Consider the following 14,077-nt stretch of genomic DNA (forward strand, 5'->3'; position numbering starts at 1 on the left):
CTTCTATATTTTCTTCTATATTTTCTTCTATATTTTCTTCTATATTTTCTTCTATATTTTCTTTATCTAAGCTATCTGAAAAAACTAAATCATCTTCTGTTTTCTCTTCATCTATTAACTCACTTGCTGCATCAAACATATCATCATTTTTTAATCCATTACCTAAATTCTCTTCAAAAAAATCTTCTTGTAAATTTAAATCATCTTCACTCAAATTTTCTTCATGTTCAGACAAATCAATACCTTCTAAAAGTTCATTTCCATCCAAAGGCATATCTTTACCAACAACTTCCTCATCATCAAAATTTAGTTCATCTTCGCTCAAAGCATCTTTTTGAATATCATCCAAAATCCCATCTCCACTTAGAAGATTTATAAAATCGGTAGGTAAAAACGGTTTATACAAACACTCTATACCTTCTTTTTGTTCTAGGTTTCTAGGTAACAAATAAATCAATCTATCACATTTACTTTTTAAATCATCTAAATCAGCCTCAATATCATGATCTATAATAATTACATCATAAAATCCCTCAAGCTCCTCAATACCCGTGAGCTCCTCAAAATCATAACCTAATTTTTGAACCCCCAAACTAATTAATTTTGAAACAGCTATATTGGAATTTATTAGCAAAACCCTCATTATCATCTCCCAAGAATAAAAAATACATTATTTTAAAACATTTTTAATTATTTAATGCTTATATATTAAAAAATAACAATTCCATATGCTCAAAACTTTTTACTATTAAATTTTTAAAATATTGCATCATAATAAGTAAAATAGCAATAAGAACCGCGAAAGACAAAAATATCTTGATAGGATAACCAACCACTAAAAGATTAAATTGTGGCATAGTTTTCATAAGCATGCCAAAAATCACATCTGATAGCAAAGAAATAGCTAAAACAGGAAAAGCCATAGAAAAACCAAGCACAAAAATATTTACCATAGCTTTATTTAAATAAAGCATTAAATTTTCATGTGGATAAAATCCACCTAAACTAATATATTCCAATGAATTAGATATAAAAAGCAAAATCAAATGATGTCCATCAAAAGCTAAAAATACAAGCAAAGCTAATAAATTTAAAACTTGTGAAATTACAGGAGTATTTGCACCTGTTGTGGGATCCATAACACTAGCCATTGAAAAACCCATAGTAAAAGAAATCTGCTCACCTGCCATTTGCAAAATGGCAAAAGTCATTTGCAAAATCATTCCTGCTATCATCCCAAAAATAACTTCACTTAAAAGATATAGAATAAAAAAAGAATCAGGTGTATTATTTTCAAGTTTAGCTAAAGGGTATAAAAACATTGTTAAAAACATTACCAAAGTTGTTTTTACCACCAAAGGAATACTATTATGAGAAAAAAAAGGGAAAAAAACTATCAACCCACTCATTCTAGCAAACAAAAGCATGAAAATAACTACATTTTCATCACCTAAATATTTAACAAATTCCATGGTTGTTTAAGTGAAAAACCTTATCACATTTTTTAGCAAGCTCTTGATCATGCGTAACAAAAATTAAAGCTGCATTGTTTTCTTTGATATAATCAATCAAAATATCCATTACATTTAAAGCATTTTTAAAATCTAAATTTCCGGTAGCCTCATCTGCAAAAATAATTTTTGGCTTCTTGCTTAAAACCCTAGCTATACTTACTCTTTGCTGTTGTCCACCGCTTAATTTTGTGATTTTTTGATTCATTAAATCTGCAATATCAAGTTTTTTTAATAATTCATAATCAATATTCTGGCCGCTTAAAACACTCGCAAGTTCTATATTTTCAAAAGCCAAAAAACCTTTAAATAAATAATGCATTTGAAAAATAATACCAAAATCTTTTCTACGAATTTCTAGTAAAGCATCATCATCTAAGTCGTATAAATCTTGATTATTATAAAAAACTTTTCCCGATTGAGGTTTTAATAAGGTAGATAAAATATGCAAAAGAGTGGATTTGCCACATCCACTGCTTCCGCATACTGCAATACAATCTTTTGTATTTAAAGTAAAATTTAAATTTTCAAAAAGCGGAATATCAAAACTATGGTTTAAATTTTCCGCTTTTAAAAGTTCCATTTTTAACCAATTTGTGCAGCAACTTCAGCAGCAAAATCTTCAGTTTTCTTTTCTAGGCCCTCACCTACTTCAAAACGAATAAATTCGACTATTTTGATAGTTCCACCTAGTTCCTTTTCTTTATCAGCAATTACTTGTTCGATAGTTTTTTTATCATCCATTACATAAAACTGACCCATTAAAGTAAGTCTGCTATCAAGTTGAGAGTTATCTGCTATAAAACTATTCAACTTACCTGGGATAATATTAGGCCAAATTTTTTCTGGCTTACCTTGTGCTTGAAGTTCAGCCTTAATAGCTTCTTCAGCTGCTTGAATTACCTCTTGAGTTAATTGTTTTCTGCTTGCATATTTTGGAATTTTATGCTCTGGTTTATTGGGATCTTTTAATCTTCTTCTTTCTTCATTTTCTTTTTCTAACTCAGCAACTAAAGCTTTATACTCATTTTCTACAAAATCCATATCAAGCTCTTCATAAGATAAATAACTTGGCTTCATTGCAGCAATATGCATACAAATATGTTTTAAAAATTCTCCACACTTGCTAGCTGTAGCTTCACTATCACAAGCTGCAGCAATAACCACACCAACACGACCATTAGTATGAATATAGCCATTTACTATGCCATTAGCACCTGCTTTTAAAGTAGCAAATCTTCTAACAACTAAATTTTCACCAATAGTTGCAATTTGGCTTTTTAAATACTCTTCAAATTTAACACCATTAATCTCACTTGAATGTAATTCTTCAACATTTTGAAGATTTTTAGCTTGAATATGTGCTGTTGTATCTTTTGTTAAAGCGATAAATTGTTCGTTTTTAGCAACAAAATCTGTTTCTGAGTTAATTTCACTTACAGTTGCACATTTAAAATCATCGCTTACTTTTACACTTACTAAACCTTCAGCGGCTAAACGATCAGCTTTTTTATCAGCTTTTCCAAGTCCTTTTTCTCTTAAAAGTTGCACTGCTTTTTCAAAATCACCATCTGTGTCTTTTAGAGCATTTTTACAATCCATCATACCTGCGCCAGTACTTTCGCGCAGTTCTTTTACCATTTGTGCAGTGATTTCAGCCATTATTCTTTATCTCCTTCAAAATCTTCTTCACTCATAGCTTCTTCTAAAACTTCTTTTTTTTCTTCTTCAGAGATTGGTTGTTCTTCATTTGTTTCACCATCTTGCTCTCTTAATGCTTTACCTTCATTGATTGCTTCAGCCATTTCTTGGCAGAAAAGTTGAACCGAACGAATTGCATCATCATTTCCTGGAATTGGGAAATCAACTAAGTCAGGATCGCAGTTTGTATCTAGTGGAGCAACTACAGGGATTTTTAATCTATTAGCTTCTTGTACTGCAATTTTTTCTTTAACAGTATCAATAACAAAAATCATATCAGGTTGAGTTTTCATATATCTAATACCACCAAGATATGCTAGTAATTTTTCTTTTTTTCTAGTAAGCATTAATGCTTCTTTTTTAGTTAAAAGTTTAATACTTCCATCTTCTTCCATTTTTTCTATAACTTCTAATTTTCTAATTGATTGGCGGATAGTTCCAAAATTTGTCATCATACCACCAAGCCATCTGTGATTTACATAAGGCATACCACATTTTTCAGCGTATTCTTTAATCGCTCCACCTGCTTGTTTTTTAGTTCCAACAAATAAAATTGTCTTACCTTCTGCTGCAGCGTCACGAACAATGTTATATGTATATCTAAAATATCTAAGCGTTTTTTGCAAATCAATTACATAAATACCTTTTCTTTCACCAAAAATAAATTTTTTCATTTTTGGATTCCATCTTCTTGTTTGGTGTCCAAAGTGTACACCACACTCTAATAAATCTCTCATGCTTACCATGAAATTCTCCTTGAAATAAAATAATTAGGTTTATTCCTCCGCATTCTTTAACCCATAAGCAACCTAATAAGGAAATTAATGCGTGTGAAATGAAAAAATATTATATCAAATTTTATTTTATATTTAGCTTATTATTGAAGAAAAAGAACACCGCAAGGCGTTCTTTGAGTAAATTAGTGTAGTTTAGACCAAACTGATCTTTTCCAACCTATAGCAAAAATACTTAAGATAGCAAAGAATATCATAATATAAATTCCTGTTTGTTCTCTTTCTTCTTTTTTACTATCACCAACTTTTTCAAGATAACTAATAACTTGAGTTTGTGCTTTTTCATTTAGACCAACTCTTGGCATAGCAGTTCCATGAATTTTCTTTTGAGGTTCATTGATAAAGATTTCAAGATAATGTGCGCCTTTAGAACGAATCATCATAGATAAATCCGGAGGCGTCATACCAAGATAATTTTTTAAATCACTCATATTTGAACTTGAAACAAAACCATCATATTTTACATCATGGCATCTTCCGCAAGCATTTTCAAATGTATGTTTGTTTTTAGCAAAATCAAATTCTTTTGTAATTAAAGCCGTTTTTGCTTGCTCTGAAAGCTCTTGGTTTTTAGCATATTTTTCTTCTAAATCTGCTTTTAATTTTGTATCAAATTCCTTCTCATACTCACTAGCTGTATTTTTAAAGAATGCAATTAAATCTGCTAAATCTTGATTATCTTGTGCTTCATCACCACTTAAAGGATAAGCAGGCATTAAGAATGGATTTTCATCATTAAATTTATGTGAAATTTGCAAAGCCTTAACTGGATCAACAATCAGTGCTGCTAAAAATTTCTCATCATAAATAGCACCCGCATCACTTAAATCAGGAGGTGTTACACCTAAAGAAGAATCTGTAATAGTAGCAGGAATTCCGACGGCTTTCACACCATGACATGCAATACAATTTCCTTCAAAAAGCTCTTTTCCTTTTTGTGCATTACCTTTGCTAAAATCGATTTTTGCGATTTTTTCCCATAATTGCTTGGTAGCTTCTTCTTGGCTTTTAGCAAGCTCTAATGCTTTTTGAGTATTAGCTATAGCTTTTTCACTTCCTGAAGCATTAGCATCTATTGCAGCTTTTTCTTTTAAAGCAACTTCGCCTTTGGTAAATTCTGCATCAGCTTTTGCAAAGTCAAAATTAACTGGAGTTGAAGGAGGATTCATCACTGAATGTGCATAAGGCTCAACCCCCCAATAAACTAAACCTGTGAAAAAGACAACTACAAAAAATATTTTTAATTCTCTCATTATTAGCCCCTTTTTCTTTCCATGATAGTAATAATTGGTAAGACTACTAACAATAATAGTAAAAATACCATAGAAGCATAAAATCCTATCCAAGCATTAATTCCCGTTGGAGGAAGCTTTCCATAAACTGTTAGTACAATTAAATCTATCAATAACACCCAAAACCATACAAAAAACATTGGTCTTTCGTGTGCTGGTTTTACAACATCACTTCTATCAAGCCAAGGCAACAAGAAGAAAATAATTTGTGCTATACCAAACGCTGCAAGACCTATATCAAAAGCTTTAATGCTTCCAACATCAAAGAAAAATCCTCTTAAAACTTCATAACTCCATAAGAAATACCACTCAGGATAAATATGAGGAGGTGTTTTTAAAGAATTTGCTGGGTCAAAGTTAATTGGATCCATTGCGAAATTAAATTTAAAACACACCAAATAGAAAAAGAAAATCATAAATAACGCAATATACATAAAATCTTTAGCTAAAAATCCTGGCCAAAAAGGAATAACTTTAGAACCTTTTGTATCACCTGCTAAATATTTTTCAGCTTCCAAATCAAAATCAATTTCTTCTGAAATTTCATTATTTACATGAGGAATTCTTAAAGAATAAAAGTGGAATGCAATAATTGCTAAAATTACAATTGGCAATAAGCACACATGCAGCATAAAAAATCTAGTTAAAGTTGGATCTGATACTGCAAAATCTCCTCTTATCCAAATAACTAATGCATCACCTATAAAAGGAATTCCGCCAAAAAGCTGAGTAATAACTTGAGCAGCCCAAAAACTCATTTGTCCCCAAGGTAACATATACCCACTAAATGCTTCTGCTGAAAATACAACAAACAAAAGCATACCGCTAATCCAAATCATCTCACGACCCTTTTTATAAGAGCCATAATAAATTCCCGTTAACATATGGATATATATGATTAAAAACACAACTGAAGCAGCCACACCATGCATATGACGCCAAAGCCAACCATACTCTACTTCTTGCATGATAGTTTTATTAACACTATCAAAAGCCAAAGCCACATCCGGCTTATAATACATTACTAAAAATAGACCTGAAATAAATAAAATAGCAAAAAGAGTTGTCAAGATAACACCCATTGCCCATAAGAAGTTAATTTGTTTTGGTATCCAATACTGAGCCATTAAAACATTAAAAAGCTTATTTACAGCTAATCTTTGATCAAGCCAATCTATAATACCACTAGCTTTTTTTATCTGTGCCATATCAAGCCTCCGCAATCATTTTTTTATATTCTGGACCTTCTTCGCCTAACACTAATTTAGTTCCATCAATTCTAAAAGGAGGAATGTCCAAAGGTCTTGGAGGAGGACCAAATACATTTTTACCACTAGTGTCAAATTCGCCACCGTGGCATGCGCACTTAAACAATTTCTCACTTGGAGCATAAGCTGGAATACAGCCTAAATGCGTACAAAGACCAATAACTACAGTATATGCAACATCACCTACAATAACATCCCTACTGCTATCTTTTGCCATATCCGCATCTTTTTTTAAGATAAATATAGGCTTTTTACGCCACTCGATTGTTCTTAATTCGCCTTCTTTCATACCAGAAAGATCTACGGTAGTAATACCTGCTGCTTTTACACTTGGGAGCGGATCCCATGTTTTTTTCATTGCAACTAATGAAAAAGCACCACCCACAGCAGCTACCGTTCCAAAGGCAAAGCCCATAAAGCTTCGTCTACTTTCAGATGTAGCCATTTTACTTCCTTTGTTTTGATTTATTTGTTGTAAAGTATAGCAGTTTATCTAAAAAATAATAAATTTTTTCTTTATATAAAAAAGCTTTATTTAAGATATGCAAGTATTTATTTAAAATAACAGAAGTGTATTTATTTTCAAATCAAAACAATAGATAAGTTAATATCATCTATTGTTTTTCATTTTGATATAAATATGCAAAATATCTAAAGCAGCAGGGGTGATGCCACTAATTTGCGAAGCAGCAAAAATAGTTGGCGGATTAAATTTTTGCAGTTTTTCCACCACTTCATTACTCAAACCACTTACACTTTTAAAGTCAAAATTTTCAGGAATTTTTAAGTCATTTAAGTTTTTCATTTTTTCTATTTGTGCTTTTTGCATTGCTATATAATGATAATATTTTGCTTCATTTAAAATTTCATTTAAAGAATACTCATCCATTTTTGCAAACATTTCATCTAGAGCTTTTAGTTTTTCTATATTAAAACTCGCTCTTGCAACAATTTTTTGCAAACTTACTATTGAGGTAATTTTTTCTTCTTTAATGCTTTGCAAAAATTCATTATTTTGATTGCTTGGTGTCCATGTAGTTTGAAGTAAAAATTCAAGTCCTTTCCTAACATTTTGCTTTATATTATCAATATATACATAGTCTTCTTGACTTAAAAGTTTAAAATTATGTCCATATTCTCCAAGTCTTAAAATAGCATTTTCTTCTCTTAAGAGCAGTCTATATTCAGCTCTTGAAGTAAACATTCTATAAGGCTCTTTTGTGCCTTTCATTACTAAATCATCGATTAATACCCCTATATAAGCCTCATCGCGTCTTAATACAAAAGGCTCTTTTTCATCAATTGCTAAAACCGCGTTCACTCCTGCCATAAAACCTTGTGCAGCTGCTTCTTCATAACCAGTAGTTCCGTTAATTTGCCCAGCACAATACAAATTTTTAATCTTTTTAGTTTCTAAAGTATGTTTTAACTCCGTTGGATCAATATAATCATACTCTATGGCATAACCAAAACGCGTGATTTTAGCATTTTCAAAACCTTTTATACTTCTTAACATCGCAATTTGCACTTCATAAGGAAGTGAGGTAGAAAAGCCATTGATATAATATTCAGTAGCATCTTTAGTTTGTGGCTCTATAAATAAATGATGACTTTCTTTATCACCAAAACGATTAATCTTATCTTCTATAGATGGACAATATCTTGGACCTATACCTTCAATTTGTCCTGTAAAAAGCGGAGCGCGGTAAAAGTTACTTTTTATAATCTCATGTGTTTTTAAATTTGTTCTTGCTATATAACATGGATGTTGATTAGGCTTGAAATTTTTTGTTTTAAAACTAAAGGCCTTAGGATTTTCATCTCCGGGTTGAATTTCTAAAACACTAAAATCAATACTTTTAGCATCTACTCTTGGACAAGTTCCTGTTTTTAACCTCCCTACTTTTAAACCACTTTGTTTTAAATACTCACCCAAATTTACAGACGCAAGCTCACCTACCCTACCTGCTTGAAGCTTAGTTTCACCTATATGGATAAGTCCATTTAAAAAAGTTCCTGTTGTAAGTATGATTTTTTTAGCAAAATATGTATTTTCTAAATTAGTTTTAACGCCCTTAACTTCATCATCTTCTATAAGTAAAGACAAAGCTTGCTCTTGAGAGATTTCTAAATTTTCAAGTTTTAAAAGCTTATTTCTAGCACAAATTCTATAAGCATCCATATCAATTTGCGCTCTACTTCCGCGAACTGCAACACCTTTGCTTTCATTTAAAATTCTAAATTGAATTCCAGCCTCATCGGTAATTTGTCCCATAAGCCCACCCATAGCATCAAGCTCTTTTACCAAATGTCCTTTTGCTAAGCCGCCTATAGCAGGATTACAACTTGCAGCACCAATTTGCTCGATTAAAGTAGTTAAAAGTAAAGTTTTTTTGCCCATTCTAGCAGCCCCGGCACTAGCTTCAACTCCAGCATGCCCGCCACCTATTACGATTATATCATACATATTTTGACCTCATTTTTATAAAAAAAGCAAAAATTATATAATATTTTTTAAAATAAAACACTAAAAATACTTTTTGAAATTTAAAAGTTTTGGATAAAATCTCATAAAAATTAAAGGTATTGAATGTTTAATGGATTAATCCGCGAATTAGCCTTTGTCAAATCATATCAAAACAACACTTTAAGATTAAAAGCAAGTTACAAACCAAAACTAGGCGATAGTATAGCAGTTAATGGTGCGTGCTTGAGTGTAACAAAACTTTTTGATGATGGCTTTAATCTTGAACTTTCTTATGAAACAAGAACTCATATAGCTATTGAAAATTTAAAAGACTATGTGCATATTGAACCTGCATTAGCTTATGGCGATAGAATAGATGGGCATTTAATGCAAGGACACATTGATGGTATTGGCGAAATTACTAATATTTCTAAAAAAGAAAACGGAGTTGATTTTTATATTAAATGCCCTGATAATATACAAATTTATATGGCAAATAAAGCAAGCGTAGCTATAGATGGAGTAAGTTTAACTATCAATGAAGTTTTAAAAGATAGTATTCGTTTGACTATTATTCCTATAACCTTTAATGAAACCTTGTTTAAAAATTACACCATAGGAAGACGCGTGAATATAGAAAGTGATCTTTTAGCAAGATATATACACAGACAATTAAATTATAAAAAAGAAATCTCATGGCAACAAATAGACAAGATTACATCACTTTATTAGAAAATGATTTTGCAAAAGCTTTTGTAGCCTTTAATCAAGATTATAATATTTTTAGAGCAAAAATTTGTAATAATATTTTTCCTCGGGAAAATTCTATAAAAAAGTGCGTATTTTTAAATCAAATTCATTCTAATATCATCACTCAGTATAATAAAAATTTTCATTTTAACGCCGATGGGATGATTAGCAATGAAAAAAATATAGCTTTGTGTATTTTAAGTGCTGATTGCCTGCCTTTGCTTTTATATGATGATAAAAATAAAACCATAGCAGCTTTGCATTCAGGCAGAAAAGGTTGTTTTGAAAATATCTTAAAAGAAGCTGTTTTGAAAATGCAAGAAAGTTTTAACACTCAAACCAAGAATTTAAAACTCATCATTTCAGCAGGAATTTGTGCTAAAAATTATGAAATTAATAGCGAGGTTTTAAACCACAGCAAAGAAAATTTTGCACATTTTTTACATAAAAATAAGCTTGATTTAAAAGCATTAGTTAAATTTCAAGCAAAAGAATTAGGTATTAATGATATTTTTGATATCAATCTTTGCACCTTTGATGATGAGAGATTTTTTTCTTATAGAAAAAATCAAACTCCAAAGCGCATTGTTAGCGTGATTTTTTTAAAGGATTAAAATGTATGAAGTAAAAAATCTACTTGCTTTAAAAATTCTACAAAAAGCTAGAGAATTTGGTGATAATGACTTAAGCAATGAACTTTTAATCACTCAAATGCTAAATCATACCCCACAAACTCTAAATCAAAACGATACTAAAAATTTAAATGAATTTATCACAACGCTTATAAATGCCAAAGAAAAAGCTAAAATGAGCAATAAATAATTTTAATTTTTCCAAATTAAAATAAATTTTGTTCCTTTCTTTAACTCACTTTCTACTTTTATTTTTATATTATGTTCTTTACAAATTTTATCTACCAAAGAAAGTCCTATACCAAAACCACCTTGATTTTCATTAAATCTTGAATAACGCTCAAAAATATTAGCCAAATTTTCCTTTGCTATACCACAACCACTATCTGCTATTATAAGTTTTTGCTCTAAAAGTGCTATTTTAATATGTCCATTTTTTATATTATATTTTATAGCGTTATTAACAAGATTATCAAACATTTTAAAAAATTGCTCTTTATTAGCATAAATTTTTCCATTATCCTCTAAAACAAGTTCTAAGTCAATATTTTTTTGCTCTAAAAATATCTTGAAATACTCCATTCTTTCTTTAATCAAATTTTTTAAAAATATCCAATCCTTTTTAGCCTCATAAGCTTGAGAAAAATTTAAAAAAGTTAAATCTGAATACAAATGACTCAAAGTCAAAGCAGCTATTTTTACACGCTTTAAAGCCTTAATTTCTTCAAAATTCTTTTTTCTTTCTAAACTCTCTACACTCATTAATATTGCACTAATTGGGGTATTAATCTCATGAGTGGTATCTTTTATAAAATTATTTAAAAACCTTATTCTTGCTTCTAAAGGCTTGAGTGCAAATTTAAGTATTAAATATCCTACCAAACTAACAAAAATCAAAGAAAGTACCATAGCTAAAGCAACTTTAAATCTTATAAATCCAAGTTCTTTAGAAATATCATCACCTTGTATTAAAACTCTTAAACGATTTACATCTCCTAATATTTCTAAAGCACTTTGATTTTGATTATCAGCAAGTAACAAGCTATTTAAATTTATATCAGCTACATAAATCAAAGTGTTATTGTTATAAATATTCGCATTATTTAATTTAAAAAAAGTTGTTTGAGCGGGTAAATCAAGATTAGAAAAATAAACCTTAGTTCTATCAAATATTGCAAATTTTACATTAGAAATTTGAGCTATTTTCTTAGCACTTTTTCCTATGGGTTCAAAACGCGATTTTTCCATTTGCAAAATCACAAAACGATGTTCTTGTCTTAGCTTTACGCTATATTCGCTTATTAAATCTTCTATTAACTTAGCATACCATATACCAAAAAGCACTACAAGAATACTTCCTACACTTACTAAATACAAAGAAAGAATTTGCCATGCAACGCGCTTGGCTTCATGCATAACAATACCCTCTTCCTCTTTGATTGATAATGCTTTCTTTTCCTAAAATTTTTCGTAAATTTTTCACATAAGCTCTCAAACTAAGCTCACTTGGCTCTTGATCATATTCCCAAATTTCTTCAAAAATATAAGCAGTATCTATAAATTTACCTTTATTTTTCAAAAGTAATGATAAAAGTTTTAATTCTTTTAAAGGTAAAGACAATGGCTTATCGTTTTGATATAAAGTTTGCGATATAAAAGCAAATTTAAAACCATTTCCCAAGTCCTCATAATCTTCATTTTTATGCGCAAAAGAACGCTTTAAAATAGCATTAATCCTTATTTTTAACTCCTGCAACTCAAAAGGCTTTTTGATATAATCATCACAACCACATTCAAATCCTTGTTGTAAATCCATAGTAGTGTTTAAAGAGGTCATAAAAATAGCTGGGGTATATCTACCTGCTTCTCTTAAATTTTTAAGCACACTAAAACCATCTCCTAAAGGGACTTTTACATCAAAAATCCATAAATCAAAATTTTTCTCATAAGCTTTATCTTGCGCATCTTGAGCATTATCCACCAAAATCACTTCAAAGCCTTCTTCTTCTAAAAACTCACCAACAATTTCCCCTAAGTTAATATCATCTTCTAGTAAAAGAATTTGCGTAGCCATTTTAAGCCTTTTATGCTATTTTAATTTAGATTATTATATTTTTTTTATGTAAATTTAGTGTGAATTTAGCATATTTAAAGGCAAGTATTTATAAAATATTAACTATTTTATTGAAATTTAGGATTTTATTATGTTGCCAAATTGGGATCAAAAATATAGTATTAATAATGAAAAAATTGACGAACAACATAAAAAACTTTTTGAACTTGCCGCCAAAGTGGAAGAAATTTCAGATAGGCCAGTTTATCAAGTCGAGCTTAAAAAGATAGTTGCTGAATTTTTTCACTATATTAAAATTCATTTTCAAGATGAAGAATCCTATATGGCTGAGATTAATTACCCTTATCTAAATCAACACAAACTCATGCATAAACAAATCACAAAATCCATGATAAAACTCATACAAAGTATAAAAAGTACAAATGATTTAAAAGAAAAATTATATATAGTAGTTAATTCATGGTTGATAGAACACATCATTCAGCATGATATGATGATAGAACATTGGCGTCAAAACACCCAAGCAAAGAATTCTTCAGATACTTTTGAAGAAGAAGCTCCAAAACCAAAAAAATTCTTATATCAATGTCAATGCGAAGGAAAAACACACAAGGTTCCTTATGATATTCATTTAAAAATGCAATATTCTAAAGTGCAGTTTAAATGTAAAGAATGCTCTGCGAATTTAATACAATACAAAGAAAAAATAGAAATCTAATAAAAATTAATAATAATTTAAAATATAGTAAACTATAATGCTTATAAAACTCTTCTAAATATAAACAAGGAGCTAACATGCTACCAAAATGGTGTAGTAAATATAGTATCCATAATGAAGAAATTGACAGACAGCATAAAAAACTTTTTGAACTTGCTGCAAATGTCGAGATGATTTCAGATAAACCTGTCCATAAAGGACAAATTAAATTTTTACTTGCAGATTTTTTTAATTATATGAAAGAGCATTTTGCCGAAGAAGAAAAATACATGGCAAAAATAGGTTATCCTGAACTTTCTAACCATCAAAAAATTCACAAAAGTATCATCCAATCTATGATTGATTTAATTCAAAATCTCAAAAGCACAAATGATCTCAAAGAAAAACTTAATGTCATTGCATCAAAATGGCTTTTAGAACATATTTTAAGAGAAGATATGAAGATAGAAAAATGGCATCAAGCACAACTAAATAAAAATGCCAATACTACAACTTTTCAAGAAAATCAAGAAATTTATGAATATATTTGCTCTTGTGTAAATAAAATTCACAAAGTTCCTTGCGAAATTCACCAAAAAATTCAATTAAACAATGCAAGTTACAAATGTAAAACTTGTCAAGAAGCTATCAAACTAAAATAAAGGCTATAAAATGAATAAACGCTACACTTTAACTCTTCCATTAGAGCTTTATGAACGCTTAAATCAAACTGCGAAATTTTCTAAAAAGAAAAAAGCTGAAATTTTACGCAATGCTTTAGAAAATTATCTTGATGAAATAGAAGACTTTGCTCCAGCCATAGAAGCTTTAGAAGATTTAAAAGTTGGAGATAGTAAAAAATTAGATAACATTATAAAAAAATTAAAATGT

General features: G+C 29.8%; 16 protein-coding genes and 1 pseudogene. 6 read left to right on the top strand and 11 right to left on the bottom strand.

Annotated elements, in window-relative coordinates:
- The 9 genes and pseudogenes from L8X50_RS07710 to mnmG all read right to left on the bottom strand — a co-directional run.
- Window positions 1-643 (bottom strand): annotated as a pseudogene (locus L8X50_RS07710) (hypothetical protein); the annotation flags it as partial.
- A 58-nt stretch (window positions 644-701) separates the two neighbouring features.
- Window positions 702-1,472: a flagellar biosynthetic protein FliR gene (fliR, locus tag L8X50_RS07715; RefSeq protein ID WP_133318669.1), complete on the bottom strand. Its 771-nt coding sequence runs from the start codon at window positions 1,470-1,472 to the stop codon at window positions 702-704.
- Window positions 1,459-2,094, bottom strand: a complete 636-nt coding sequence (locus L8X50_RS07720; RefSeq protein WP_263660843.1) for an ABC transporter ATP-binding protein — start codon at window positions 2,092-2,094, stop codon at window positions 1,459-1,461. Before L8X50_RS07720 ends, fliR begins: the two co-directional genes overlap by 14 nt.
- A gap of 2 nt (window positions 2,095-2,096) precedes the next feature.
- Window positions 2,097-3,173, bottom strand: a complete 1,077-nt coding sequence (tsf, locus tag L8X50_RS07725) for a translation elongation factor Ts (RefSeq protein ID WP_263660844.1) — start codon at window positions 3,171-3,173, stop codon at window positions 2,097-2,099.
- On the bottom strand, window positions 3,173-3,958 hold the full coding sequence (gene rpsB / locus L8X50_RS07730; protein WP_263660845.1) for a 30S ribosomal protein S2: 786 nt from the start codon (window positions 3,956-3,958) through the stop codon (window positions 3,173-3,175). The genes tsf and rpsB overlap by 1 nt, the downstream gene beginning before the upstream one ends.
- 173 nt (window positions 3,959-4,131) lie before the next feature.
- Window positions 4,132-5,259 carry a c-type cytochrome gene (locus L8X50_RS07735; protein WP_263660846.1) on the bottom strand — a complete coding sequence of 376 codons (1,128 nt, stop codon included), beginning with the start codon at window positions 5,257-5,259 and terminating at the stop codon, window positions 4,132-4,134.
- Between the two features lie 2 nt (window positions 5,260-5,261).
- On the bottom strand, window positions 5,262-6,506 hold the full coding sequence (locus L8X50_RS07740; RefSeq protein ID WP_220567136.1) for a cytochrome b: 1,245 nt from the start codon (window positions 6,504-6,506) through the stop codon (window positions 5,262-5,264).
- 1 nt (window position 6,507) lies between these two features.
- Window positions 6,508-7,011, bottom strand: coding sequence for a ubiquinol-cytochrome c reductase iron-sulfur subunit (gene petA / locus L8X50_RS07745; RefSeq protein ID WP_133318665.1), 504 nt, complete (start codon window positions 7,009-7,011; stop codon window positions 6,508-6,510).
- A gap of 165 nt (window positions 7,012-7,176) precedes the next feature.
- Complete coding sequence (mnmG, locus tag L8X50_RS07750) at window positions 7,177-9,033, bottom strand: tRNA uridine-5-carboxymethylaminomethyl(34) synthesis enzyme MnmG (RefSeq protein WP_263660847.1); 1,857 nt, start codon at window positions 9,031-9,033, stop codon at window positions 7,177-7,179.
- A gap of 123 nt (window positions 9,034-9,156) precedes the next feature.
- On the opposite strand from mnmG, the gene ribE reads away from it, so the two are divergent.
- Genes ribE through L8X50_RS07765 form a run of 3 tightly spaced genes read left to right on the top strand, consistent with a single transcriptional unit; the run spans window position 9,157 to window position 10,605 of the window.
- A complete protein-coding gene (ribE, locus tag L8X50_RS07755) occupies window positions 9,157-9,765 on the top strand; it encodes a riboflavin synthase (protein ID WP_133318663.1) in 609 nt (202 codons plus the stop codon).
- Window positions 9,729-10,397, top strand: a complete 669-nt coding sequence (gene pgeF, locus L8X50_RS07760) for a peptidoglycan editing factor PgeF (protein ID WP_263660848.1) — start codon at window positions 9,729-9,731, stop codon at window positions 10,395-10,397. The genes ribE and pgeF overlap by 37 nt, the downstream gene beginning before the upstream one ends.
- Window position 10,398: 1 nt before the next feature.
- On the top strand, window positions 10,399-10,605 hold the full coding sequence (locus tag L8X50_RS07765; protein WP_133318661.1) for a hypothetical protein: 207 nt from the start codon (window positions 10,399-10,401) through the stop codon (window positions 10,603-10,605).
- A 2-nt stretch (window positions 10,606-10,607) separates the two neighbouring features.
- Here the strand turns inward: L8X50_RS07765 and L8X50_RS07770 are convergent, their stop codons facing one another.
- On the bottom strand, window positions 10,608-11,831 hold the full coding sequence (locus L8X50_RS07770) for a sensor histidine kinase (RefSeq protein WP_263660849.1): 1,224 nt from the start codon (window positions 11,829-11,831) through the stop codon (window positions 10,608-10,610).
- Window positions 11,824-12,489 (bottom strand): response regulator transcription factor, encoded by a 666-nt coding sequence (locus tag L8X50_RS07775; RefSeq protein WP_263660850.1) that lies wholly within the window; start codon window positions 12,487-12,489, stop codon window positions 11,824-11,826. Before L8X50_RS07775 ends, L8X50_RS07770 begins: the two co-directional genes overlap by 8 nt.
- A 130-nt stretch (window positions 12,490-12,619) precedes the next feature.
- On the opposite strand from L8X50_RS07775, the gene L8X50_RS07780 reads away from it, so the two are divergent.
- From L8X50_RS07780 to L8X50_RS07790, 3 genes are all read left to right on the top strand, one after another.
- On the top strand, window positions 12,620-13,207 hold the full coding sequence (locus L8X50_RS07780; RefSeq protein WP_220567131.1) for a bacteriohemerythrin: 588 nt from the start codon (window positions 12,620-12,622) through the stop codon (window positions 13,205-13,207).
- 77 nt (window positions 13,208-13,284) lie between these two features.
- Window positions 13,285-13,848, top strand: coding sequence for a bacteriohemerythrin (locus tag L8X50_RS07785; protein ID WP_263659997.1), 564 nt, complete (start codon window positions 13,285-13,287; stop codon window positions 13,846-13,848).
- 10 nt (window positions 13,849-13,858) lie between these two features.
- Window positions 13,859-14,077: ribbon-helix-helix protein, CopG family (locus L8X50_RS07790; protein WP_220567129.1), on the top strand; the 219-nt coding region annotated here is incomplete at its 3' end.

Source organism: Campylobacter sp. CNRCH_2013_0898h, assembly GCF_025772965.1.
In the GTDB taxonomy this organism is placed as follows: Bacteria; Campylobacterota; Campylobacteria; order Campylobacterales; family Campylobacteraceae; genus Campylobacter_D; species Campylobacter_D lari_D.